22 protein-coding genes are annotated in these 23,209 nt (G+C 58.9%); 10 read left to right on the forward strand and 12 right to left on the reverse strand.

Going from position 1 to position 23,209, the window contains the following annotated elements; translation table 11 throughout:
* Positions 1–2: 2 nt before the first annotated feature.
* The 10 genes from BLP23_RS06530 to BLP23_RS06575 all read right to left on the reverse strand — a co-directional run bounded on the left by BLP23_RS06530 (position 3) and on the right by BLP23_RS06575 (position 8,917).
* The gene (locus BLP23_RS06530) at positions 3–1,733 is read right to left on the reverse strand and encodes a bifunctional DNA primase/helicase (RefSeq protein WP_092584015.1); all 1,731 of its coding nucleotides are present in this window, start codon (positions 1,731–1,733) and stop codon (positions 3–5) included.
* Complete coding sequence (locus BLP23_RS06535) at positions 1,733–2,449, reverse strand: DUF1376 domain-containing protein (protein WP_092584016.1); 717 nt, start codon at positions 2,447–2,449, stop codon at positions 1,733–1,735. Before BLP23_RS06535 ends, BLP23_RS06530 begins: the two co-directional genes overlap by 1 nt.
* A complete protein-coding gene (locus BLP23_RS06540) occupies positions 2,449–2,673 on the reverse strand; it encodes a hypothetical protein (protein WP_092584017.1) in 225 nt (74 codons plus the stop codon). The genes BLP23_RS06535 and BLP23_RS06540 overlap by 1 nt, the downstream gene beginning before the upstream one ends.
* Before the next feature lie 14 nt (positions 2,674–2,687).
* Positions 2,688–2,885, reverse strand: coding sequence for a helix-turn-helix transcriptional regulator (locus tag BLP23_RS06545; protein WP_092584018.1), 198 nt, complete (start codon positions 2,883–2,885; stop codon positions 2,688–2,690).
* 166 nt (positions 2,886–3,051) lie between these two features.
* The gene (locus BLP23_RS06550) at positions 3,052–3,987 is read right to left on the reverse strand and encodes a hypothetical protein (RefSeq protein ID WP_092584019.1); all 936 of its coding nucleotides are present in this window, start codon (positions 3,985–3,987) and stop codon (positions 3,052–3,054) included.
* 2 nt (positions 3,988–3,989) lie between these two features.
* Positions 3,990–5,183 carry a tyrosine-type recombinase/integrase gene (locus tag BLP23_RS06555; RefSeq protein WP_092584020.1) on the reverse strand — a complete coding sequence of 398 codons (1,194 nt, stop codon included), beginning with the start codon at positions 5,181–5,183 and terminating at the stop codon, positions 3,990–3,992.
* 228 nt (positions 5,184–5,411) lie between these two features.
* Positions 5,412–6,047 carry an NrsF family protein gene (locus tag BLP23_RS06560; RefSeq protein ID WP_092584021.1) on the reverse strand — a complete coding sequence of 212 codons (636 nt, stop codon included), beginning with the start codon at positions 6,045–6,047 and terminating at the stop codon, positions 5,412–5,414.
* On the reverse strand, positions 6,034–6,600 hold the full coding sequence (locus tag BLP23_RS06565; RefSeq protein ID WP_092584022.1) for a sigma-70 family RNA polymerase sigma factor: 567 nt from the start codon (positions 6,598–6,600) through the stop codon (positions 6,034–6,036). The genes BLP23_RS06560 and BLP23_RS06565 overlap by 14 nt, the downstream gene beginning before the upstream one ends.
* A gap of 279 nt (positions 6,601–6,879) precedes the next feature.
* Entirely contained in the window at positions 6,880–7,227 is a 348-nt protein-coding gene (locus tag BLP23_RS06570) for a hypothetical protein (protein ID WP_092584023.1), read from the reverse strand.
* Positions 7,228–7,327: 100 nt separating this feature from the next.
* Positions 7,328–8,917 (reverse strand): GumC family protein, encoded by a 1,590-nt coding sequence (locus tag BLP23_RS06575; protein ID WP_092584024.1) that lies wholly within the window; start codon positions 8,915–8,917, stop codon positions 7,328–7,330.
* 133 nt (positions 8,918–9,050) lie between these two features.
* Between BLP23_RS06575 and BLP23_RS06580 the strand changes: the two genes are divergently transcribed.
* The 10 genes from BLP23_RS06580 to BLP23_RS06625 all read left to right on the forward strand — a co-directional run bounded on the left by BLP23_RS06580 (position 9,051) and on the right by BLP23_RS06625 (position 21,958).
* A complete protein-coding gene (locus BLP23_RS06580) occupies positions 9,051–10,115 on the forward strand; it encodes a glycoside hydrolase family 5 protein (protein WP_233426641.1) in 1,065 nt (354 codons plus the stop codon).
* Positions 10,116–10,120: 5 nt separating this feature from the next.
* The gene (locus BLP23_RS06585) at positions 10,121–11,365 is read left to right on the forward strand and encodes a hypothetical protein (protein ID WP_092584025.1); all 1,245 of its coding nucleotides are present in this window, start codon (positions 10,121–10,123) and stop codon (positions 11,363–11,365) included.
* A gap of 214 nt (positions 11,366–11,579) precedes the next feature.
* Positions 11,580–12,464, forward strand: coding sequence for a formyltetrahydrofolate deformylase (purU, locus tag BLP23_RS06590; protein WP_074066290.1), 885 nt, complete (start codon positions 11,580–11,582; stop codon positions 12,462–12,464).
* Between the two features lie 94 nt (positions 12,465–12,558).
* Positions 12,559–15,486, forward strand: a complete 2,928-nt coding sequence (locus BLP23_RS06595; RefSeq protein WP_092584308.1) for an aminotransferase — start codon at positions 12,559–12,561, stop codon at positions 15,484–15,486.
* A gap of 518 nt (positions 15,487–16,004) precedes the next feature.
* Positions 16,005–16,199 (forward strand): hypothetical protein, encoded by a 195-nt coding sequence (locus BLP23_RS06600; protein WP_027510551.1) that lies wholly within the window; start codon positions 16,005–16,007, stop codon positions 16,197–16,199.
* 122 nt (positions 16,200–16,321) lie between these two features.
* On the forward strand, positions 16,322–17,308 hold the full coding sequence (locus tag BLP23_RS06605) for a P1 family peptidase (protein ID WP_092584026.1): 987 nt from the start codon (positions 16,322–16,324) through the stop codon (positions 17,306–17,308).
* 40 nt (positions 17,309–17,348) lie between these two features.
* Positions 17,349–18,254: a LysR family transcriptional regulator gene (locus tag BLP23_RS06610; protein ID WP_092584027.1), complete on the forward strand. Its 906-nt coding sequence runs from the start codon at positions 17,349–17,351 to the stop codon at positions 18,252–18,254.
* 123 nt (positions 18,255–18,377) lie between these two features.
* Positions 18,378–19,910: an ABC transporter substrate-binding protein gene (locus tag BLP23_RS06615; RefSeq protein ID WP_092584309.1), complete on the forward strand. Its 1,533-nt coding sequence runs from the start codon at positions 18,378–18,380 to the stop codon at positions 19,908–19,910.
* A 246-nt stretch (positions 19,911–20,156) separates the two neighbouring features.
* Positions 20,157–21,104 carry an ABC transporter permease gene (locus BLP23_RS06620; RefSeq protein WP_092584028.1) on the forward strand — a complete coding sequence of 316 codons (948 nt, stop codon included), beginning with the start codon at positions 20,157–20,159 and terminating at the stop codon, positions 21,102–21,104.
* 2 nt (positions 21,105–21,106) lie between these two features.
* Positions 21,107–21,958, forward strand: a complete 852-nt coding sequence (locus BLP23_RS06625; protein WP_092584029.1) for an ABC transporter permease — start codon at positions 21,107–21,109, stop codon at positions 21,956–21,958.
* Here BLP23_RS06625 and BLP23_RS06630 read toward each other — a convergent pair whose 3' ends face one another.
* Both BLP23_RS06630 and BLP23_RS06635 read right to left on the reverse strand, forming a co-directional pair.
* The gene (locus tag BLP23_RS06630; RefSeq protein WP_092584030.1) at positions 21,959–22,807 is read right to left on the reverse strand and encodes a C40 family peptidase; all 849 of its coding nucleotides are present in this window, start codon (positions 22,805–22,807) and stop codon (positions 21,959–21,961) included.
* Positions 22,808–22,824: 17 nt separating this feature from the next.
* On the reverse strand, positions 22,825–23,175 hold the full coding sequence (locus BLP23_RS06635; protein ID WP_092584031.1) for a MarR family winged helix-turn-helix transcriptional regulator: 351 nt from the start codon (positions 23,173–23,175) through the stop codon (positions 22,825–22,827).
* Between the last annotated feature and the right edge of the window lie 34 nt (positions 23,176–23,209).

Here is a 23,209-nt window from a genome sequence, read left to right on the forward strand (position 1 = left end):
GGCTATTCACTCCCAAGATTTTTGAAACTGGCTGGCATCTCTTCGAAGCGCCGATCGGCGCCGACGAATTGAAAGGTGACGGAACCCGGCCTGCCGCAAATCGGCTGCCTGCGGATCTTCTTTGAAATCACGAAGGTCACCTGCTCCTCATAGTCGCGATAGACGACGAGACCGGCATCCGCCTTGTTGCGCCAGTGCGCACTGCCGGCGAGGTCATAGAGGCCGGGGATCGGTTCTTTCCCTTCACCGTGGGCCTTGAGCTTGGTCGGATGGATAATCATCCAGATCGTGCAGCCGTGCCGCTTGCCGAACTGCTTGCACTTCGAGATGAGCTGCGAAATGAATTCCGTTTCCGTCAGTTTGTCGGGACGGGACGCCTCGATTTCGTTGTAGGGATCGATGACGATGTTCGTGACGCCATATCGGATCACCGCGGCGCGGGCTCGTTCCAGTAGCCAGTCTATCGACGGTGTATGATCGACAGCGCCCAAGAGGAAAATCCGCTCGTTCAACCACGCCATGGCCGTGACGAGCTCATCCTCTGTCATCCGAACCGTTGGGCCATCATAGAACGGCTGACCTACCCAGATCTCACTTAGATCGACGATGTGATTGGATTCGCCGGTCTCGGGAGAAAAGAACCCCCACCGTTCATCGCGTAGGCGCGCCGTCTGAACGGCCACCTGGTCAATGAACCGGGACTTGCCGTGATTGGGAATACCGGTGACGGCTATGAACTGCCCGGGGATGTATCTGAACGCCTTATCAAATTCCTTGAACCCGGTCGTCAGCGGCTGCGGGCCCCGGCCGTGATAGATGTCCAGGACGTCATTCGCGAAGCTTTCGATATCATGCAGGCCGTCGATCGGCCACGGCTCGGCCGCATTAACGCAATCCACGAGCATCTGCTTGCCGTGATTGAGCAGGCACTCGTTCGCGTCCTTGCTCTCGGCTGGAAGCCGCACGCGGAAGCTACGATCCTTGCCAACGCGCCGCGCGATCTCATTTGCCAGCGCTTCACCGGGACCGTCCATATCCGTCGCGATCAGGAACCGCTTCACCTGCAGCAACAACTCCCAGTGCGTGCCGAAAGGTTCATAGCGTTTCTCGCTGGTCTCAGGCCCGGAAGGCGCGCCGTTCGGCAACGATACGACATGGTGAAAACCAGCTTCGATCAGCGCCATAACGTCGATTTCGCCTTCGCAGATGATCAGATCCTCGCCAGCGCCAATGCTGTCGGCGTTGAAGAACACCGGTTCCGGATCTTTCTCCTGCCGGAAGAGCTTGTTCGCTGTCCGGTATTTGACGTTGCGCAACTCGCCGTCCCACTCGTAAGGGAACGCTATGCAATCCTCTTCCTTGTCGGTCTGCGGAAACCATTGGCGGGTTTTGTAGATGCCGAAGCGATCGACGACAGCGCGGGAGATGCCGCGCTTTTCGAACCAAGCACGCAGGCTGTCGGGCCGCTGCGGAGAGGCTTCCCTCGCCGGCTTGCGATAGACGCGGCGCTCCCGAACGGGCCGATATTCACTGCCGCCTGCTCCTCCGGAAAATGAGCAATGGTGGCAGTGCCAAACGACGCTGTCGTCGGGCTTCACCGTGACGGACAGGCACTGGTCGTTTTTCTTCCGCCGTGTCGACGAGCAGGCTGGGCAGGTGGTCTTGTGGTTTCCGACGCTGGTGCTGCGTATCCGGATGTTGTGCTCGGCAAGGGCTGCGAAGACGTCCGCCATCACATTCTCCCGAACAGTTGGGATTTGGTCGTGACGCTCGCTCTCGGCTTAGGCATTTCACGCTTAAACCAATTTTTCCAGGTCGCGTGCCAGTCAAGCTTGACGCCGTTAGTCGTCGAGAGGGACCAGTTTTTCATCTTCTCGGCCGATGCCAGCGCCGTTGGTCTGGGCATGCCGTACTCCACGGCTTCGTCGATCCACTCGGATGGCGGAGACCAATCGGCGGGAAGTCGCGCAGCGCGCTTTTTGGAAGAACCGCTAGGTTCTTTTTTTTCTTCTACGTTGGTGGTTGGTGGTTGGTGGTTGGTGGTTAGGTTTCGCTCTGAAAAACCCGTAGCTTTCGCGTTCTGTTGTTCTTGCTTGTCTTTTCCAGACGGACGGCCACCCTTTGAACCACGTTCGGATGCACTTTGGATGCGGTTCAGTGAACGTTCAACCTCACTTTGCGCACGCTTCTGCAACAGTTTGCCGTCATTTCCCCGGGATATTTTGCCCTTATTGATCAGGCTTGCGAGTATCCTTTTGATGTCTGCCGGCCGCACTCCGCAAAGCATCGATAGGCGCTTATGGTTCTCGTCGACCGGCCCGCCTTCAGACATGATGAGAGAGCATATCATCCAATAAACGCCCTGTTCTTCAGCGTTGAGTATGCCGGCGACACCGGCAATGTATTCGTCGAAGTGAAAATCGACGTGGCGCGCCTTCCCTGCTGCCATTAGCGGACACCAGGCGGGCGCGTCTTATGGACTGGAAAAACTGCGGTATTGCTCGGGATGGCGTCGAGTGGAAAATGCCTATCCTCAGGTAGGAAGACGTTGTTGAATTCCTTCCACGCCCGGATAGCAGCGAGGCCATCCTCCATGACGAGCGTCTTATCGGCGCGGCGCTTCGCCTCGGCGTAGCGGTTCCAGGCCGCAATTTGGTCTTCAGTTGTAATCATTGACGCGCCCTACCCTACTGCTTCGGGTTGCGCGCGGCTTTGGCGTCTTCTATTGCGCCAAGGATATCCGACATCGGCCACTTTGAAAGAGCGCCGATTTTAATGGGCTTTGGTAAAGTCCCGTCAGCAACTCTACGGTAAAAAGTAGGAACGCTGATATTCAGAATGGAAGCGGCTTCTTTTTTGGTAAGAAGCGGATCGTTGATTTGCATCTGTCTAGCCTGCTGTTCGATTGATACAGGCTGAACATACTTGACGAAAAAGCGTAGAACCGACGGTTACACGCTATAAATCGTCACAAGCGGTGGTTAGTTGCTATATTTTTCTCTAACCAGTGGTTCCGGTGCAAAAAGCTGAAGAACCACTGGTTAGCCTTCACTAAGTCCTTGCCCTCATGGCTTTTATCAGGCTGCGATAGTGCCCAACCCAATCCTTGTACCAGCTCGGCCCAAGGCTTTTATTATTGATTTGGAAAAGCTGTGCGCCTTCTTGCCGGTCGTAATCCATCGCTAGTTTTTTTGCGGCTTTAATAATTTCATCATTGTCAGAAAACGCCAGTTTATCTCCCTGAGCCATCACGAGCTGGTCAAGGACTCTGTAGCGCTCGACACGCGCTGCACCCTGGCCGCCTTTCTTCCCATTCTCGGAATTCCGCTCAACCACCTCCATATGCTTCAAGGCAAAGGATTCGTACTGCATTTTCATCTGATACTCTGCCCAGAGAAATCCTAAGCGCAAATCGTCATGGTGGCAGTAATACAGCGACTTCATGTTCGCAGCATACCAAAGCCTACTTAGAGGCTTCGCCAGGTGCTGCGCCGCGAGTTCCATCAAGTAAATTTCCCAGTTTTCGCCATAGCTTTGCTTTGCTTCGTCGATCACTGACTTGCCCTCGATCTCTTCAACCTTCGCTAATATCTCGGGGGTTAGGTTTCCGCTTGTCGTCCAGCCATGCGCTTCCAGAACGCCGAAGCATTCGCCATACCAGTCCGTTTCGTTGAATACCGACAGGTGTCTGGCACTTAGCCCCCGGTTCGACCGCTCAGCACTTATCCCCTCTAGCGTTAACGAGTGGCGAGCAATGCCTGAAGCAATTAGCGGACCAGCGTCTTCGAACTCGTAACGGGTCGGAAAATCTCTCTTGTCATCATCGGGGAAGCAAGGCATGAGAAAATCGGCGCCGTCACTTTCTCGCGGATTATTTGGAAACATCGAGTTCATCATTTCAGAGAATTCCTTGTGTGGAATCCTCCAGAACTGCCGTCCCGCGATCTTCACCTTTTGCCATGAAGCTGGTTTGTTGCTCAGGTCCATTTTCATTCCTTTACAAGGTGGATCACCTGGCCGTTTTGGCCCGTGACGTGTTTTGCCCATCGCGCCAGAAGAACTCGACGCTGCTCTAAGAAATCGGTACGTCTGTAAGCTCGCTCGACCGCTCCACCGACGACATGGCCGAGCATGGTTTCAGCAATGTCATGTGGTGTTTCGGTCACTTCAGCAATCCAGTCGCGGAGGCTGGACCTGAAGCCATGCGGGCGCGCTTCAAGCTTCGCACGCTCCATCAGCCGGCCCATGGTCATATCGCTGATGACGCCGCGTTGAACGCTCGGGAAGAGGAAGCCGTCGCGGGATAGCTTGCGCGCTTTCTCGACGATCGATAGCGCATCTTCCGAAAGCGGGACGCGAAAGTCCGGGGTCTTGTCCTTGCGACCCTTCATGGCCTCGCCTGGGATCGTCCAGACATCGCCGCTGATCTGGCTCTCATGGATAAAGCGCAAAGGACTTGAGCGCACGCCGGTTAGGATGAGTAGACGCAGGGCGAGATGTGTCACACTGCCATCCGCAAGTGTGCCATAGAAGGCCGGAACCTCGCGCCAGGGCATCGCGGGGATGTTTTTCACTTTGTGCCGCTGTTGGCCGAGTAGCGCGCGAGCTTTCTCCGGCGCCTGGATATCGGCATCGAGGCCCAGCGCTGCGGCGTGCTTGAAGCAGATGCTAAGCCGGTTCAGCGCCTTGCGGGCCGTCTCAGCTTTCTTATGCCAAATCGGAGACAGCGTATCCCTGATATCGATCTGATCAATCTCGGCGATCGGAACCTTGCCAAGCTTCGGAATGACATGGAGCTTCAGAGGAGTGAACCAGCGCCCAGCGGTGCCGTCGCCCTTCAGCTCTGCTTTGCGGCTTTCAAACGCATCTTCGGCAATCTCTTCCAACAGGTGGAGGTGCCGAGCTGCTTCCCGCTTAAGCCTCTCCCGCTCTTTGATTGGATCAACATTTTGCCTGGCTAGCGCTCGCCATTTTGTCGCCTCGTCGCGGACATCCTTCAAAGAAACCTCTGCGGCAGATCCTAGGCCCATCTCACGCCGGCGCCCGTGGACCGTCACGCGGAGCACCCATTGCCCGCCGCCATCGTCGCGCTTGTGGAGCCACAAGCCACCGCCGTCAGCGTACTTGCCTGCCGCCAATTTCTTGACGGATAAGGCTGTCAGTTTGTTTAATTCACGCCCCATATATCCACCTTTTAATCCACCCAAAAAAGGAAGATTTGCTGGTCTTCGGTGATACATCATGAGTCACGAATAGACAAGTAAGGTCCTGAAAATAAAGGATTTTGATATTGATTGATACGGGATGATTTACATTGATGTTCTAGTCTGGTGCATCTTCTGGGCACCATTCCCTTAAAAAGATAGCAGAAGAGCCGATGCCAACGGCCGTGGTCTCGCGACCTGGCTTTCTTACCACGTCAGATATCGTGATCCAATCAGCGCGCCGATGGCTGTCACTGCCGCGATTGCCGTGGTGTACCAGACTGCGAGAAACAGCGGGCTGTCGTCCGTGCAGTGCCAGGCGTAAAGCGCTGCCGCTATACCACCGGCGGCAAGGCCTGCTGCGGCACCTGCAAGGCTTGGGCGTTCCGCAGCGCCGTTCTTCAGCGCCCAGAGGAAACCCGCAAGCGGCGCGAACGACAGGACCGGGATAAAGAACAGGCAGAAGCGTGCGTTGCGGCCGAGCATCGCCGTTTCCCATGCATCCTGAGGAATGGCCGACAATTCGGCCGCGGTGCCCGCTGCGAGAAGGACCAGCGGCACGAACAGCGCCAGGCTTGAAAGCCCCAACGGTACGCCTGGACGGCCTATGCGAAAGACAAGCCCGCAAGCGGTGACGGCGAGCGTCAGGGTCAGGACCACCTTGAAGAGCACGCGTGCCGTTTCGATCGCGCTTGCCATGTCGTGGCGGATACCGACTGCCGACAAAAGCAACGCTGCAGAAACCACGACGCCGATCAGCAAGGCGCACAGGAGCAAAGAGCCGAGCCGCGTACGGATGGGCGCATCTTGTGCCAGGAGGCTGATCAGGTCATCGGTCTTCACTCGTCTCACTCCGGTATATGGCCGCCAGCGACTTCAGCGCCCGGTGCAGCGCGACGCGCACCGCACCTTCGCTCATTTTCAGCCTTTCAGCCGTTTCGCGAACACCTGCTCCCTCCATCGAAATCGAGCGCACGATGTCCCGCTGCGGATCCTTAAGGCGAACCAACATATGTTCGGCGTCGAGCCGATCCAAATTACCCGCCTGTTCTTCCGCTTCGAGCGTTGCCATCACGTCGTCGATCGGCACATCGATGTGACGGCCGCGCCGGCGCAGGGCGTCTATCATCTTATTGCGCACGATCGTCGACAGCCAAGGGCCGATCGGGCGGCCCGGATCCCAGGTTCCGCGCTTCAGGTGAACAGCAAGCAGCACCTCCTGCACGACATCCTCCGCCTCGCCTGCCGGCGCGCCAAACTGATCGCAGCGCCTGCGGGCCATGGCGCGCAGATGAGGTGTGACAGCGCAAAGAAAGCGGTGATACGCCTGCGCATCGCCAGCCATCGCGCTACGCATCCAGCCTGCCCATTCCTCTTCCCGCGCTGAGTATTTCACCCGCATCATCCTCTACGAGAGGGTACACACCTTTGTTACCGCTCGTTCGAGATTATTTCGCGGTAGCGGGCGAGCCTTTGTTGTCTGGCGTTTACCCCTGCAAAAGCCGGGCCGGCAAGGAAACCGTGAGAAGAGCTGCAACATTTCCGTCTGCTTTCTCCGAAGCCCGCAATGCAAGGAAACAGCATCATTACACAGGACCGCGTGCGCCGGCACACCGGGACGCGTCTCAATCGACGACTTCATCGCGCGGACTTTTTCCCTTTATGGCATGAAGCGTCAGCGCACGGGCTGATAGTGGCCTCTTGCAGGCACTTGCGTTCCTTGGCTCACGTAACCGTCTCGGTCGCATACATAGACGGTGGTCGGCATGCCGCCGGAGCGGAAGATCCAGTCCCCCGAACGCCGGATGCCGCGCGTTTCGGTGCGGCAGACATATTGTTCCTCATCCTTCTTGTCAGGCTGAGACTTGACGCCGGGGAGATCGGGATAGGGATAGAGCGGCTGAGCGGCTGCTTTGCCCGCCCGGCTCCAATCCGTCGCAAAAGCCGGCTCGGCGATCAGGCTGCTGACTACAGAAAGGGCAGCGAGCAAATCGGCAGGGATCGCATATCGGTGACCTTTCATTGCAGCACTGGCTCCAGCGACATTTGTCTTCAAATTTAGGAAGCAGCCAAGCAGCCATCAAGCGGTAGGCCGGGCACGACAAATTGATTTCGGAGCACCTTTACCGCTGGGCCTCCCGGCGGAAGTAGCCCCGAATGACCGGATGTGCAAAGAGGCTTGCGAGGATCGCAAATGCCGCGCCGACGGCAAAGCCGGTGAAGAGCCCGCCGATAACGCCGGCGATCAAAAGAACCTTCTTGCCGGGACCGTCCGGTTTCGTTGGCGGTTCGGCTTCTGAAATGACACGAATGTTGCTCTGCGGAAGGTTCTGCTCCTCGGTCGTTTGGCTGGAGCGCTTCAGGACGGTCTCGTAAATTTCCCTGGCGGCCGTCGCCTTGCGCTGCAGTTCGTTGAGTTCGACCTGCTTGTCGGATGTGGTCGCCTGCAGCGCCTTTTGAATGTTCAGTTCCTTGGCAATCGCCTCCTCGGCTTTTGTCGCCTGCTCATAATCGGCGCGCGCCGAAGTCACCATGCGCTGCAATTCAACTTTTATCTCGCCCGAAATGCTTTGCAGTGACGAGCGGGCGGCCTGCAGTCGCGGATGGCGAGCGCCCATCTGACTCTCGAGGCTACCGACGACTGCGGCCTGAGTGGCATATTGCTGTCGAAGGCTCGCGAGCGACGAGTTGACAGAATTGCCGTCCGTTCGGCTGTTGGCGACGACATCCTCGAAGCTCATGTTCGCGGCGGCATCCGCGCGGGCCTTGGCCTGAATTGTCTTTTCCTGCGCAGTCAGCAACAGCGTATTGAGCGAGGCAAGGCGCTGGTCGGAAATCAGATTGCCCTCCGTCGCCGCCATATCGTTGTCGGAGCGGAAGGTTTCGACGGCCTGTTCGGCCTCCTGCACTTTCTGGCGCAGATCGGTCAAACGAACATCGAGCGTCGCCGTGGTATTTTCGTATAGTCCGGTCGAGGCACTGCTTTCCTCCTGCATGAACGAGGTCACGACCTGGTTTGCAAGCTTGGCGGATTTCTCCGGATTGTTCGTCACGGCCGTCAACGATACGACATAGGTGCTGCTCTGGCGGGTGATCGTAAGGGACTTCTGCAGGGCGCTGACGACAGCCGCGTCGTCGCTCCGGCCGCCGTTGAATTCCGGATCCTGCGCAAGCTTCATGGTATCGGCAACCCGGCGCAGCACATTGCCGGACATCAGGATCTGCACCTGGCTGTCGATCATCGACGAAATCATCTCCGGCGAGATCGTCGATGATTGTGTCGCCGGATCAGCAAGGCCGATCTGGCGCGGATCGAAATAAAGGCTGGTGCTTGCGGTGAATTTCTGCGGCAGCAACGGCAGCAGTGCTCCCCCCGCCAAAGCGCCGAGCGCGGCCAGGCCGAGGACAAACAGCCTTCTGTTCCAGATCGCAAAGATGACCGATCGCATATCAACAAGCGGCGCGTCAGGGTCGACGGAAACCGGCGCTGCGCGGGCAACTGAACGCTCTGGCTGCGACGGCAAGGGCTGTGTCTGGCGCAAGTCCTTTTCGGGAGTGGCAGGCGACGGCGACGCCTCCGGAACGGGTTTTGCGAAATCACCGGGCCTCAGGACAGGCGCGCGCGCGGGAGAGCTTTCCGGCGCGGTTGGCGCAGGCTCGTAGCTTCGCCAGCTAGGCAGCCGACTAACCCTGTTCCTGTCAAATTGGCTCATAAACACACTCGTGACCCGCCGACGCAGATCTTTGGCGGAGGTAGACCAACTTTAGAAATCCTTAGCTAACGGAGCGTTAAGATACCCTACCCGATATTGCCGGAACATGGCAGAACTCCTGAAAGCGAGATCGATGAAAGCCGCGTTTTCGCCCTGGCGCCTCATGCTGACGATCGCCGCGGCAGCGATACTGCCGTGGCACGCCGGCCTTGCCGAAGCCGCAGGGCCCTGCTTTCGTGGCATCAATCTTTCCGGTGCGGAATTCGGCAATCCGGGTGGAGAGATTTCCAAGGATTATGCCTACCCCTCCGAAGAGACGATCGGCTACTTCAAGCAGAAGGGGATGAACATCGTTCGCTTGCCGTTTTTGTGGGAGCGGCTGCAGCCCGAACTCGGGCAGGCACTGAACGACGCAGAACTCCAGCGCATCAAGAATACGGTGGCCCTTTTGCGGAAACATGACATGACTGCCATTCTCGATCCGCACAATTATGCCCAGTACAAGAAAACGCAGGTCGGGACACCGCCGGCGACGACCCTCGCATTCGCGGATTTCTGGACTAGGCTTGCTTCCGAATTTGCCAATCAGGACGACGTGATTTTCGGGCTGATGAACGAACCCCACGACATTGCCAGCGACAAATGGCTAAGCGCAGCCAATGCGGCGTTCCGCGGCATCCGGGCGGTCGGCGCCAACAATCTCGTCCTCGTGCCGGGCACGAAGTGGACGGGCGCCCATTCCTGGCAGGCCGATGGCCCAGGCGGGCCAAATGGCACTGTAATGCTCGGCGTCAAGGATCCGCGCAAGAACTTTGCCTACGAAGTTCACCAGTATTTCGACAGCGATTCTTCCGGTACGCATGAGGAATGCTCCGGCAATGAGAACGCCAGGAATGCCATCATCCGCATGTCCGATTGGGCGCGCCAGCACGGCACCAAGGTGCTGCTAGGCGAATTCGGCGTTTCGCAAGCACCTGAATGCGTCGCCGGCTTGAAGACGGTTCTGGATGCGATGCAGGAGAACGGCGACGTCTGGCTTGGCTGGACCTATTGGGTGGCCGGTGACTGGTGGCCGGCGAGCGAGCCCTTGAACGTGCAGCCCCACGACAGCCATGAGCGAAAGCAGATCGCGGTGCTGGAAGCCGCCGCCAAGGCGCCTTCTCCTGCCGCGGATGCGTGCCGGACAATGGGCAGGTAGCGGCGATGAAACAGCGAGATGCAGCAGCGGAGGAGCCGATCGACTACGGGATCCTGGCCGTCGGCGTGCTGTCGGTCACCTATAATTGCCTTCTCGCCTTCATCAATCACAACATCACGCCCCTTGCGTCGTCGCATGTCGCACTCAGCGAAATCCTGCTGCTGATCTATAGTTTCGGCTTCCTTCTAAAGAGGGGCCTTTACGAAGAAGACCTCGCTCCGCTTGGCTATTTGCTGGCGACGATCTTCCTCACCGTCTATGTGATCGCGGTCAACCGCGCAGGCTATATCGACCACCTGCGCAACGTGCTGATCATTTTCGCTTTCGTCATCATGGGCCGATGGACGAACGAACGAACGCTTAAGCTGATTTTCAAGATATGCAGCGTTGTGGTGCTGGCGGTGCTGATCTGCGAGATTGTCTCGGTGCAAGCCTATGTGGCCCTATTCCATCCGGCTGAATATTTCGAAAACACCCGCGGCGTGCCCCGCGCCACCTATAGTGACATCGGGCTTTTTCGCGGCGCGCTCGGGTTCCCATCCCGCTTTTCCTTCGGGATTATCGATCACCGGTCCTCATCGATCTTCCTGGAGCAGGTATCCCTTGCCAATTTCTGCGGCGTGCTGGTCATCTATCTCGTCAGCTTTTCCAATCGCCTGAGATTGTCCGACCGGCTGCTCTTCGTCTTCACCGTCTTGCTGATCCTCATTACCAACGACACGCGTACGATGCTGATTTTCAGCATGGCCTGCCTCTGCGGCTATTTTATCTTTCCGTGGATTCCGAAGATCTGCGATCTCTTGATGATGCCGACGATTGTCGTCATGGGCTTCGTCATTCATGCATACCGTCCCGATGCCCATGAGGACGACTTCGTCGGCCGCATCAGCGGAACAATCCGGAACATCATCGCGATGGATATCCCGGCGGCACTCGGCCTTGAACTCGAGAAAGCCACGACTTTCGTCGACAGCGGCTATGTCTACATAACCTATGGCGCGACGATCTTCGGTCTCATCCTCTTCTGGCTGTTCGTCTCCTTTTTCCCGGCAGGCGAGACGCCGAACCAGAAGCGTCTTGCGCATTCGCTATCGCTCTTCATGTTCCTGAACCTGATGATCGGCTCCACGGCGATCTTCTCCATGAAGACGGCCGGCCTCGTCTGGCTGCTTGTCGGCTTCCTGAAGGTCAACGAGGGCGTGCGCGGGAAACGGGCGGCCGGTAAAGTAGGCATTTCGGTTTCTGCTTGAACGGCTGCGCGGCGGGGATACGAGACGGCGCAGGCGGAACGGACTCTCGCTATGACTTCCGTAAGTTGGGGCGTAACGAACGGTGCAAGAGCCTGCATGTCCTTGACAGCGTCTCCTGCAGATTGTTGCACGAATGAAAGAGCTTCGCCTATGCGGCGTAGCTGCTTTGATCTAAGCAGACCTGTCGGCTGTTGCCGCGAGAGGGAAGAGGGCCATGACGCATTATGTATTGACCGTATCGTGCCAATCGACACGCGGCATCGTAGCGGCGATTGCAAATTATCTCGCCGATCAGGGCTGCAACATCGTCGACAGCTCGCAGTTCGACGACCTCGACACCGGCAAGTTCTTCACCCGCGTCAGCTTCATTTCCGAGGAAGGCGTTGCACTGCCGGCGCTGAAGGAAGGCTTCAAGCCGATCGCCGAGAAATTCGGCATGGAGGCTGAAATCCACGATGGGGACAGCCGCATGAAGGTGCTCTTGATGGTCTCCCGCTTCGGCCACTGTTTGAACGACCTGCTCTATCGCTGGAAAATCGGCGCCCTGCCGATCGATATCGTCGGCGTCGTCTCCAACCACTTCGACTATCAGAAGGTCGTGGTCAACCACGACATTCCCTTCCATCACATCAAGGTTACCAAGGAGAACAAGCCGCAGGCCGAAGCCCAGTTGCTTGAACTCGTCGACCAGACCGGCACGGAACTGATCGTGCTCGCCCGCTATATGCAGGTGCTTTCCGATGCAATGTGCCGCAAGATGTCCGGCCGGATCATCAACATCCACCATTCCTTCCTGCCATCCTTCAAGGGGGCCAACCCCTACAAGCAGGCCTACGAGCGCGGCGTAAAGCTCATCGGCGCTACGGCGCACTACGTGACCGCCGATCTCGACGAGGGTCCGATCATCGAGCAGGATACGGCGCGCATCACCCATGCCCAGAGTGCCGAGGACTATGTCTCGATCGGCCGCGACGTCGAAAGCCAGGTGCTGGCGCGCGCCATCCATGCCCATATCCATCGCCGCGTCTTCCTGAACGGCAACCGCACCATCGTCTTTCCGGCAAGCCCAGGAAGCTACGCCTCCGAACGTATGGGTTGAAACCTCACCCGAAAGGGTAGTAGTGAGCGCTTGCCTATGACATGCATTCGATTATCTGCTTAATGTGGAAGATCGAATCATGCTGGGGGATGCCATGACCGATGATGCGCGTGCCGATCGTATGGAATTGCCGCGCCCGGACGTAACGCCGGCCGAAGCAGAGAGCATCCTGCAAGCCCGCTATGGCCTCCACGGCACGATCACCGAACTCGGCAGCCAGCAGGACCGCAATTACCGGATCAATACTGGTGATGGCAGCTATGTGCTGAAGATCTGCCACATGGCTTACGATACGCTGGAGCTGGAAGCGCAGAATGCTGCAATCCGGTATCTGACCAGCAAGGAGGGTACGCCGCGTGTCCCGAGGGTCATGAGCTCGACGGATGGCCAGGATATCATCGCCGTCACAGTTCGCGAACAGACCTTCAAGGTGCGCCTGCTCGAATATCTCGAAGGCGAAGGACTGACGCATCGCAAATACCTGCCGAAGGCTTCCGTCGCGGCCCTTGGCGCACTCTGCGCCCGGCTGGCACAGGCGCTCGCGGACTTCAATCATTCGGGCCTCGACCGCAGCCTGCAATGGGACCTGCGCCGGGCGGGGCCTGTTGCCGTTCAGCTGCTTTCGGCCATCACCGACAGCGCTGCGCGCGACCGGATCGCCAAGAGCATGGTGCTTGCCGTACGCCGCATCCAGCCGCTCGCACCATCGCTTCGCGTTCAGGCCGTGCATCATGATGTAACAGGCGACAACGTCGTCTGCCGGATTGATGCGCAAGGGCGGCCGATGCCCGATGGCGTCATCGATTTCGGCGATATCATTCGCGGCTGGCTCGTCGGCGATCTTGCTGTTACCTGCGCATCGCTGCTGCATCAGGCTGATGGCGATCCCTTCTACATCCTGCCCGCGGTCAAGGCCTATCACGAGATCTATCCGCTGACGGACGAGGAACTGAAGGCGCTCTGGCCTCTGATTGTCGCGCGCGCCGTCATTCTCGTCGCAAGTAGCGAACAGCAGATTTCGATCGACCCGGAAAACGACTACGTTCGCGACAATCTGGAGCTTGAACGGCAAATCTTCGACACGGCCATGTCCGTTTCCTTCGAATTGATGGAGGCGGCAATCCTTGACGTCGTAGGCGCCGACATGACGCCGGTCGATATGTCCGGCTGGCACGCGCTTCTGCCAGACATCGACCTTGCGAACATCGTCTATCTCGACCTCGGCGTTCAGAGCCCGCATTTTGCGGCCGGAAACTGGCTGAACGCGGAAATGGACTGGCGGCTTTTGGCACGCGCGGCGAACGAGGCGGGCATCGCCGCGACCCGCTACGGCGAATACCGGCTTTCGCGCGCCGTTCTTCGAAGCGTCAGGCAGCCATCGACCTACGCGTTGCATACCGACATCTGCCTCCCAGGCGGCAACAGCGTCGCCGCACCATTTGCCGGGCGCATTGATTGCAAGAACCACCATCTCGTCCTGATCGGCGACGGTATCAATCTGCATCTTGATGGCCTGGATCTGTCCGTTGAGGATGGCGCCGAGGTGGAACAGGGGCAGATCATCGGGACGGTCTCGGGCGACGCCTCTTCGCTCGGCGGCTTGCGTATCCAGCTTTGCACGGTTCCAGCGCTCGAACCGCCGCTCTTTGCCGCACCGCAGGAGGCAGCCGCCTGGTCCGTGCTTTGCCCCTCGCCTGCAGGCCTGCTTGGACCGGGCGCCAGTGCGCCCCAGCCAGAGACCGCAGAACTGTTCTCCAGGCGCCAGGCGCATCTCGCAAAACCGCAGAAGAATTACTACGAGGTACCCCCGCAGATCGAGCGCGGCTGGAGGGAATACATGTTCGATGTCGAGGGGCGCGCCTATCTCGACATGGTCAACAATGTCACGATTCTCGGCCACGGGCATCCGCGCCTGGCAGAAGCGATCGGCGATCAATGGCTGAAGCTCAACACCAATTCGCGATTTCACTATGCGGCGATCGGCGAGTTCTGCGAGCGATTGGCAGCTCTGGCGCCGGACGGACTAGACCGCGTCTTCCTCGTCAACAGCGGATCGGAGGCAAATGACCTGGCGATCCGGCTTGCCTGGGCGCATACGGGAGCGCGCAACATGCTATGCCTGCTGGAAGCCTATCATGGCTGGTCGGTGGCAAGCGACGCCGTCTCCACCTCAATTGCTGACAACCCTCAGGCCCCGGCGACCCGGCCGGACTGGGTGCGTGCCGTCGCTTCACCCAACACCTATCGCGGCGAATTTCGTGGGCCGGATTCGGCCGGAGACTATCTCACCGCGATGGCGCCTGTGCTGCAGTCGATCGATGCCGGCGGGCAAGGGGTTGCGGGCTTCATTGCCGAATCTGTCTACGGGAACGCCGGCGGCATTTCCCTGCCGGACGGATATCTATCAGAAGTCTATGCCCAAGTGCGTGCCCGCGGAGGAGTCTGCATAGCCGATGAGGTGCAGGTCGGCTATGGCAGGCTTGGCCATCACTTCTGGGGTTTCGAACAGCAGGGCGTGGTGCCGGATATCGTCACCATCGCCAAGGGCATGGGCAACGGCCACCCGCTCGGCGCGGTGATCACGACCCAGGCAATCGCCGGATCGCTGGAGAAGGAAGGCTATTTCTTTTCCTCCTCCGGCGGCAGCCCGGTCAGTTGCGTTGCCGGCATGACGGTGCTCGACGTCATGGTGGACGAAAAACTCCAGGACAATGCACGCGACGTCGGCGATCATCTTAAGAGCCGACTGGCAGCGCTGATCGACAAGCACCCGATTGCGGGCGCCGTCCACGGCATGGGACTCTACCTCGGCCTTGAATTCGTGCGCAACAGAACGACGCTGGAGCCGGCGACGCAAGAGACGGCGGCCATCTGCAACCGTCTTCTCGAACTCGGCGTGATCGTGCAGCCAACCGGCGATCACCTGAATGTGTTGAAGATCAAACCGCCGCTTTGCTTGACCACCGAGAGCGCCGACTTCTTTGCGGACATGCTGGAAAAGGTCCTTTCCGAGGGCTGGTGACCTCTCCTTCGCCATTAACCAATGCGGTCATTTCGAGGCTTTCGGTTTTTTAATCAAAAGCCCCATTGCCGGAATCAAAACGACTTCCTATGTCTGTCCCGGTCATCGAAACGAGGCTTCCGGCCGTCACGCAATTTGCACAAAGACCTGATAACGTTCTTTTAGCAACTATGACTGTGGTGGAATTATTTTTTTCGGATCGTCGAGATTTTGACACGTTTCGGAATATGTTTCTGACAGACTGTCCTATATTCTCTACAAACAAGGTAGATTATAAAGATAGTCGTCGCCGGGTCTTGAGCCTTTCGAGACCTCAAGAGTGCAACGCCAACACAAGGAACGAGACATGATTGATATCGGTATTCTCGCCACCATCCTTGGGCGAATTGTGCTCGGCAATGACCGTCCGGGCGCCCTCTCCCGCCCGAACTGTCGAATGTGACCTTCGTCCCCTTTCAACGGTATCAGACAAGTCAATTCGTCATCGCCTCGCAATCCGCGCGGCAGGAGTTCTACGCATGAAAAAGCAAGTTATCGAATATGCAGGCGTCCCCGTGGGGATCGTCATTCCAGATGAAGACCGGCTGAAATTCATTGCCGTGAAGTTTCACGTGCACGACCTTGACGAGCAGCGTTTCAGCTCGCCGGATGAGGTGAAGCTCGCGATCCATGACCTGATGACCCGACGCCATCCAAAGCCGATCCATGCCTGAAAACAGGCTTAGGCTTCCGCGCTTCATCGCTTTCCAGGGTTTATGACCGGTCCCCAAAAGGGGCCGGTCTTGTTTTTTCGTGCTGGTTGCGATCCTATCCGGCGTCAACAAGGACGACGCACTTGCTCAATCTCATTACCGATATCCAAGGCGTTTCGATCGGCCACGCAACGGACCTGAAGCTCGGTTCCGGCGTCACCGCGATTATCTTCGACCAACCGGCGACAGCCTCGGCCACCGCTCTCGGCGGCGCGCCCGGAGGCCGCGACACCGCCTTGCTCGATCCGTCGATGACGGTCGAGAAGGTTGATGCCTTCGTTCTTTCCGGCGGCTCGGCCTTTGGGCTGGATGCGGCAGGTGGCGTCCAGGCCGGCCTCAGGGAAGCCGGCCGCGGATTCCAGGTGGGAACGGTGCGCGTGCCAATCGTACCCCAGGCGATCCTCTTCGATCTCTTAAACGGCGGCGACAAGGATTGGGGTCTGCATTCGCCTTACCGGGAGATGGGCTATGCGGCCTTCAAGGCGGCGACGAAAGGCGAATTCCCGCTTGGAACGGTGGGGGCCGGAACGGGTGCGACGACAGCGACATTCAAGGGCGGGCTCGGCTCGGCAAGCACGGTCAGCAGCACTGGGCATCAGGTGGCGGCAATCGTCGCAGTCAATGCGCTCGGTTCGGCAGCGATCGGCGACGGGCCGCATTTCTGGGCGGCACCCTTCGAACGAGACAACGAATTCGGCGGGTTCGGAATGCCGGAGGTGATTGATCCTCGCTTGCGGCTGAAGGGCGTGATGGCGCCTGCAACCACGATCGGTGCGGTCGTGACCGATGCGGTGCTGACGAAGGCCGAGGCTCACCGGCTTTCGCTGGGCGCACATGACGGGCTTGCAAGGGCATTGCTTCCGGCCCATCTGCCGCTCGACGGCGATACGGTCTTTGCCGCCTCTACCGGTGCACGAGCGATGGCCGACATGGGCGAACTGATGGAGCTTTGCCATCTCGCGGGGACGGTCATGGCCCGCGCCATCGCGCGCGGTGTTTACGAAGCGACCGCGCTGCCTTACGAGGGTGCGCAGCGGGCCTGGCGGGAGCTCTACCCGGACGGGCGCTGATTGCCTGGACAGTATGAAGGCCAAGCGGCGGAGAGAAAAAATGCAGATCCGGGCCCTCATGTATTTCGACGAGCTGGTCAGGACCAAGTCCATGCGCCAGGCTGCCGAGAACCTGGGCGTTGCGCCGACTGCCGTCAGCCGCCAGATCGAGAATCTCGAAGAGCATTTCGGCGCGGCGCTCGTCGAACGCAGCGCGCGCGGCGTGACACTGACAGCCGCAGGTGAGCTGCTTGCCGCGCGCGCCGGGCGGACACTTCGCGAACTCGAGCACGTGCAACAACTGATCGAAGATCTCAAGGGGATCGCGCGCGGTAGGGTGGCCATCTACGCCAATGGAGCGATCGTCACCAGCCTGCTCGCACCCGCGCTTTCGGAATTCAGCCGCAGCTACCCCAATATCCGTTTCGAAGTGATGATCACCAGCGCGCGGCAGGCCATCGAAGCGGTGAACGCAGCACAGGCCGATATGGCGCTGACGCTTTTTGCGCCGCCGATGTCGGAGGCAAAAGTGGTGACGCGCTTTGAAATCGCTTACGACGTGATCGTTTCGGCGCGTCATGCAGCGGCAGGCCGCAGGGAAATCACGCTTCGCGAACTTGCGCGCGATACGCTCGCCCTGCCCGAGAAGTCCTTTGGTTTCCGCCAGAGCTTCGATGCACTTATCGAGCGGCAGGGGCTGACGATCGATCCGGTTTTCACGGTAAGTTCGCTGGAAATGCTTAAGGAACTCGTGCTCAGCGACAGCGCAGTGACGCTACTGCCGGCACTTGCTGTTCGCCGCGAGATCGAGGCGGGTCAGCTTGCTGCAATCCCCCTTTCCAGCGAAACCTCCATCCGCACCCATGCCGAGCTCTCGATCGCACCGGACCGGCAGCTCTCCTTCGCGGCCGGCAAGCTCATCGGCTTCATCGAGAATTTCATGCGGACGAAACTGAAGAGCCGCTGAGGCCAGTCGCGCAAGGAGACAGCTTGCATTTTCTCTGTTTTTAGTGTGTAGCTTTTTTCGATACACTGTGAACACAAAATGTTCGCATCGCTTTCAAACCGCTTTTTCGGGATCCGCAGGATTATGATCACCAGCCTGTTGCCGGCACGTTTCACATGCCTTGCCCACCGCCTCTTTCTCAGCGCTGCCCTTTCCGTCGTGATGATGGCGAGCGCCGTCATGCCGGCTCAAGCGGGCAAGGCCGTGCTCAATCTCGGCATGAGCGTCGAGCCGACGGGGCTTGATCCGACAATCGCCGCACCGGTCGCGATCGGTCAGGTGACCTGGCAGAATATCTTCGAGGGGCTGGTGTCTATCGATGAGAGCGGCAAGGTCCGACCGCAGCTTGCCAAGAGCTGGGAAATTTCGCCGGACGGGCTGACCTATACGTTCAAGCTGCAGACCGGCGTCAAGTTCCACGACGGCGAAGCATTCGATTCCGCTACGGCCAAGTTCGCGTTGGAGCGTGCCCGCGGGAAAGATTCGGTCAATCCGCAGAAGCGCTTCTTCGCCTCGATTGCCGCCATCGATACGCCGGATTCCGAAACGCTGGTGCTGCACCTCTCGCAGCCGACGGGAAGCCTGCTTTACTGGCTTGGTTGGCCGGCATCGGTCATGGTTGGTCCGAAGTCCGCTGCGAGCGACAAGACGCACCCGGTCGGAACCGGTCCGTTCAAATTCGTCAACTGGGCGAAGGGCGACAAGGTCGAGCTCGCGAAAAACGAAGCCTATTGGAACAGCCAAGTATCCGTGAAGCTCGACAAGGTGACCTTTCGCTTCATAGCCGACCCGCAAGCACAGGCTGCCGCACTGAAGGCAGGCGACGTGGACGCCATTCCGGAATTCGCAGCACCCGAGCTCATGAGCTCGTTCGAAAGTGATCCGCGGCTCGTGACGAAGATCGGCAATACCGAGCTCAAGGTCATTGCAGGCATGAACAATTCCAGGAAGCCTTTCGACGACAAGCGAGTGCGCCAGGCCCTGATGATGGCGATCGACCGCCAGACGGTGATCGACGGGGCCTGGTCGGGCCTCGGCACGGCGATCGGCAGCCATTATACGCCGAACGATCCGGGTTATCAGGACATGACTGGCGTGTTGCCCTACAATCCCGAAAAGGCGAAGGCACTCCTTGCGGAAGCCGGCTATCCGAATGGCTTCACCTTCACGATCAAATCGCCGCAGATGGCATATGCGCCACGCAGCGCCCAGGTCATGCAGGCAATGTTTGCCGAAATCGGCGTGACCATGAACATTGAACCGACCGAATTTCCGGCAAAATGGGTTCAGGATGTGATGAAGGACCGCGCTTACGAAATGACCATCGTGGCGCATGCCGAGCCGATGGATATCGACATCTATTCCCGCGATCCCTACTACTTCAACTACAAGAACCCGGTCTTCAACGATCTGGTGAAGAAGGTGCAGGAGACGACAGATCCCGCCTTGCAGATCAAGATCAACGAAGAGGCGCAGAAAATCCTCGCCGAGGATGTGCCGGCGCTATATCTATTCGTCATGCCCAAGCTCGGCGTGTGGGACAAGAATCTGAAGGGCTTGTGGGAAAACGAGCCGATTCCTTCGAATGTTCTGACGGATGTGTCGTGGAAGGAGTGAGGCTGAGTTTTGTGCTGGATATCTAAAAGGCCGTGAATAGGTGACGCGCAATTCTCTTCTCGCTCATCCCTGTGCTTGTCACAGGGATCCAGAACGCCGAAGTCCTTGGGCGCAAAAGACCCGTTCGATCGAGGCATTCGCGACGCCGACGCGCCGTGGCCGGAATCCTGTACTGATCCGCGGAGCAAGTCGAAGGATAGGAATCAGGAGAACGACAAATGCGTCGGCTGCAAGTAAGCCACGCCCATGATCGCGCTTCTTGGCCGCCGCCTTGCCGGACTGATCCTGACGCTTGCCGCCGTCTCTTTCCTGATTTTCGCTGTCATGGACCTTCTGCCGGGCGATCCCGCTTCGATCATGCTCGGAACATCGGCGACGCCGGAGACGTTGACAGCACTTCGCCATGAACTCGGGCTCGATCAGCCTCTGCTCTTTCGCTACGGTCAATGGGTAGCCGGGGTGTTTTCCGGTGATCTCGGGCACTCTTATACCTATGGGGTGCCGGTTGCGGGGCTGATCCTCGAGCGGCTGGCGGTGACGATGCCGCTGGCGCTGCTCGCGATCGTCCTTTCCGTCGTCATCGCCGTGCCGCTCGGCACCTTCGCGGCAGCACGGCGGGACGGCATCGTCGATATCATAGCGACGCTATTTTCACAGGTAAGCATTGCCGTTCCCGCTTTCTGGGTGGCACTGCTGCTGATCATTCTGTTTTCGACAACGCTTGGCCTCATGCCGGCAGGTGGCTTTCCGGGCTGGGGTGCCGGGCTTTGGCCTGCACTGCAGGCGCTGGTTATGCCCGCCACAGCCTTAGCGCTTCCGCAAGCCGGCGTGCTGACGCGCGTCACCCGCACAGCGGTACTGGAAACGCTGCATGAGGATTTCACGCGGACGGCGATCGCGAAGGGGCTGTCGGCGCGGGCAGTCTTATGGCGGCACGTCGTGCCGAATGCGCTGGTGCCGATCCTGACGACCCTTGGACTGCAGTTTACGTTCCTGGTAGCGGGCGCGGTTCTGGTCGAAAACGTCTTCAACCTTCCAGGTCTTGGAAGGCTTGCGTTTCAGGCATTGTCGCAACGCGACATCATCGCCATGCAGGACGTCGTACTGTTCTTTGCAGCGCTCGTCGTCATCATGAATTTCCTCGTCGATATGTCCTATCTCGCGATCGACCCGCGACTGCGAAGGGATGTGTGACAATGGCGATCGCTTCCGAAACCCCTATCAAACGGCTTTCATTTATAATTAGCCGGCAAATAAGGCTTCTCGCCGGATCATCCATCGTCGGATTGCTTGTCGCGGTTGCACTTCTGTCACTCGTCTGGACGCCGCTGCCGCCTGCAAAGATGCAGATCATTTACAAACTGCAGCCACCCTTCGCCTTCGGCGTGCTCGGCACCGATCAATTCGGACGCGACGTTCTTTCGATGCTGATGGCCGGATGCTGGAATTCGCTGTCGATCGCCATCACCGCGGTGGCCATCGGCGGCACAATCGGTTCGGTTATCGGCATTTCGGCCGCAGCGACCCGCGGGATTTTCGAAACACTGCTGATGCGCGTCTGCGACGTCATCTTCGCGCTGCCGCCGATCCTCTCGGCGATGATCCTCGGCGCTTTTCTCGGATCCGGCAGGTTCACGGCGATCACAGCGATTGCCGTCTTCATGATCCCGGTCTTCGCGCGGGTGACACTTGCTGCTGCCCTCCAGGCCTGGAGCCGCGACTATGTGCTGGCGGCGCGCGCGATCGGCAACAGCCGCTTGACCATCTCGGTGCGCCATGTGTTGCCGAACATCATCAACCAGATCATCGTCCATGCCGCAATCCAGCTTGGGCTGGCGATCCTTACCGAGGCCGGATTAAGTTTCCTTGGCCTCGGCGTGGCGCCGCCGGCGCCGACCTGGGGTCGGATGCTCGCCGATTCCCAAACCTATCTTGGGCTGGCGCCATGGCTTGCCATCCTGCCCGGGCTTGCGATCGCGCTTGCCGTTCTAGGCTTCAACTTGCTGGGCGATGGACTGCGCGACTTCTTCGACCCGCGGCGATCTTGATCAGACCGGACGGCGGTAACCGGTCGGCTGTTGGTAGAGCTGGCCTATACGTTTGACAGCTGCCTCGAAATTCTCGCGGGCGACAGTCATCGTGTAGCCATTGGCGTGAATGATCGTTTCCGGGTCCTCCATGATTGCGACATGTCCCTTCCAGAAGACGAGGTCGCCACGGCGAAGTCCGGAGCGATCAATCCTCTCGCCGAGGCTTGATGCCTGCATGTCCGTGTCGCGCGGTGCGCTTTTGCCGGTCATCAGCATGGCCAGTTGAACGAGACCGGAACAATCGATGCCAAGGCCCGAACGGCCACCCCACAAGTAGGGGGCATTCATGAAGCGCGACGCGATCTCGACATAATCGTCATCCTTTCCGGCGGTGACCGGCTGGACATGCCTTGCAAAAATTGCGGTGCCATCCTCCAGAACGACGTAGTGATTTCCGCGCACCTCTGCCTCACCCGCGACCCTGACGCGGCTGCCCATGGAAAGCACGGATTCATAGGGCTTTCGCAATTCCGGTTGCGGATAGAGGAACGTGCGCTGCACGGTGACGACATGTGTCGGCTCCGCCTGGGGGGCCGACAGCATTTTCTCAGGCATATAGCCGACATAACCGTCCGAACGGGCCTTTACCCAACACCAGCCGCCGGCGCGGTCAAAGACCGTTACATCCTCCCCGAGGAGCAGCTCCGTATCGATGCCGACTGAAGGTTCCGGTTGCGGGCGAAGCGGTGCAACGGGAACGGCGATCCGCGCCGAGGTCCCGGAAACGAAGCGCAAGGCTTCGACCCTGCCTTCCAGGCTCGCATCGGCAAGATCCGGCCGATAGGCATTCAGGCGGCGGTCGAGCATCGTCTTCTCCATTCCACTTAAATCGGCAGGCGGCGCCCCTGGTCACGCACCAGGTCGCCGAGCTTCTCGAGATAGAGCGCGCCGCCCACGGTGCGCTTGATGATCACGTTCCGCCGGTCGCTTTCGTCGCGTGCCCGATCGACAAGGCCCATTTCGCCCATGGTATCCAGCGCCCGGGTGATAACCGGTTTCGTCACGTTCAGCGTCGCGGCAAGCCCCCGCACCGTATGGGGCGGCGGAACCAGATAGATATGCAGCAGGATCGCCATCTGGCGCAACGTCAAATCACGCTCGTCATGGTGAACCTGGCTGAGCGTAACGCCGTGCCAAAGCCGCAGGGCCTGCGAAGCAGTCAATTCGATCGGCAAGGCTCCTCCGGAAAATCATTACGCTGGCGTTCTA

Source organism: Rhizobium mongolense subsp. loessense, from assembly GCF_900099775.1.
GTDB classification, from domain to species: domain Bacteria; phylum Pseudomonadota; class Alphaproteobacteria; order Rhizobiales; family Rhizobiaceae; genus Rhizobium; species Rhizobium loessense.

Coding starts and splice junctions, on each gene's coding strand:
- BLP23_RS06530 (WP_092584015.1), bottom strand. CDS start 1,733: ATGGCGGACGTCTTCGCAGCCCTTGCCGAGCACAACATCCGGATACGC.
- BLP23_RS06535 (WP_092584016.1), bottom strand. CDS start 2,449: ATGGCAGCAGGGAAGGCGCGCCACGTCGATTTTCACTTCGACGAATAC.
- BLP23_RS06540 (WP_092584017.1), bottom strand. CDS start 2,673: ATGATTACAACTGAAGACCAAATTGCGGCCTGGAACCGCTACGCCGAG.
- BLP23_RS06545 (WP_092584018.1), bottom strand. CDS start 2,885: ATGCAAATCAACGATCCGCTTCTTACCAAAAAAGAAGCCGCTTCCATT.
- BLP23_RS06550 (WP_092584019.1), bottom strand. CDS start 3,987: ATGGACCTGAGCAACAAACCAGCTTCATGGCAAAAGGTGAAGATCGCG.
- BLP23_RS06555 (WP_092584020.1), bottom strand. CDS start 5,183: ATGGGGCGTGAATTAAACAAACTGACAGCCTTATCCGTCAAGAAATTG.
- BLP23_RS06570 (WP_092584023.1), bottom strand. CDS start 7,227: ATGAAAGGTCACCGATATGCGATCCCTGCCGATTTGCTCGCTGCCCTT.
- BLP23_RS06575 (WP_092584024.1), bottom strand. CDS start 8,917: ATGAGCCAATTTGACAGGAACAGGGTTAGTCGGCTGCCTAGCTGGCGA.
- BLP23_RS06580 (WP_233426641.1), top strand. CDS start 9,051: ATGAAAGCCGCGTTTTCGCCCTGGCGCCTCATGCTGACGATCGCCGCG.
- BLP23_RS06585 (WP_092584025.1), top strand. CDS start 10,121: ATGAAACAGCGAGATGCAGCAGCGGAGGAGCCGATCGACTACGGGATC.
- purU (WP_074066290.1), top strand. CDS start 11,580: ATGACGCATTATGTATTGACCGTATCGTGCCAATCGACACGCGGCATC.
- BLP23_RS06595 (WP_092584308.1), top strand. CDS start 12,559: ATGACCGATGATGCGCGTGCCGATCGTATGGAATTGCCGCGCCCGGAC.
- BLP23_RS06600 (WP_027510551.1), top strand. CDS start 16,005: ATGAAAAAGCAAGTTATCGAATATGCAGGCGTCCCCGTGGGGATCGTC.
- BLP23_RS06610 (WP_092584027.1), top strand. CDS start 17,349: ATGCAGATCCGGGCCCTCATGTATTTCGACGAGCTGGTCAGGACCAAG.
- BLP23_RS06615 (WP_092584309.1), top strand. CDS start 18,378: ATGATCACCAGCCTGTTGCCGGCACGTTTCACATGCCTTGCCCACCGC.
- BLP23_RS06620 (WP_092584028.1), top strand. CDS start 20,157: ATGATCGCGCTTCTTGGCCGCCGCCTTGCCGGACTGATCCTGACGCTT.
- BLP23_RS06625 (WP_092584029.1), top strand. CDS start 21,107: ATGGCGATCGCTTCCGAAACCCCTATCAAACGGCTTTCATTTATAATT.
- BLP23_RS06630 (WP_092584030.1), bottom strand. CDS start 22,807: ATGCTCGACCGCCGCCTGAATGCCTATCGGCCGGATCTTGCCGATGCG.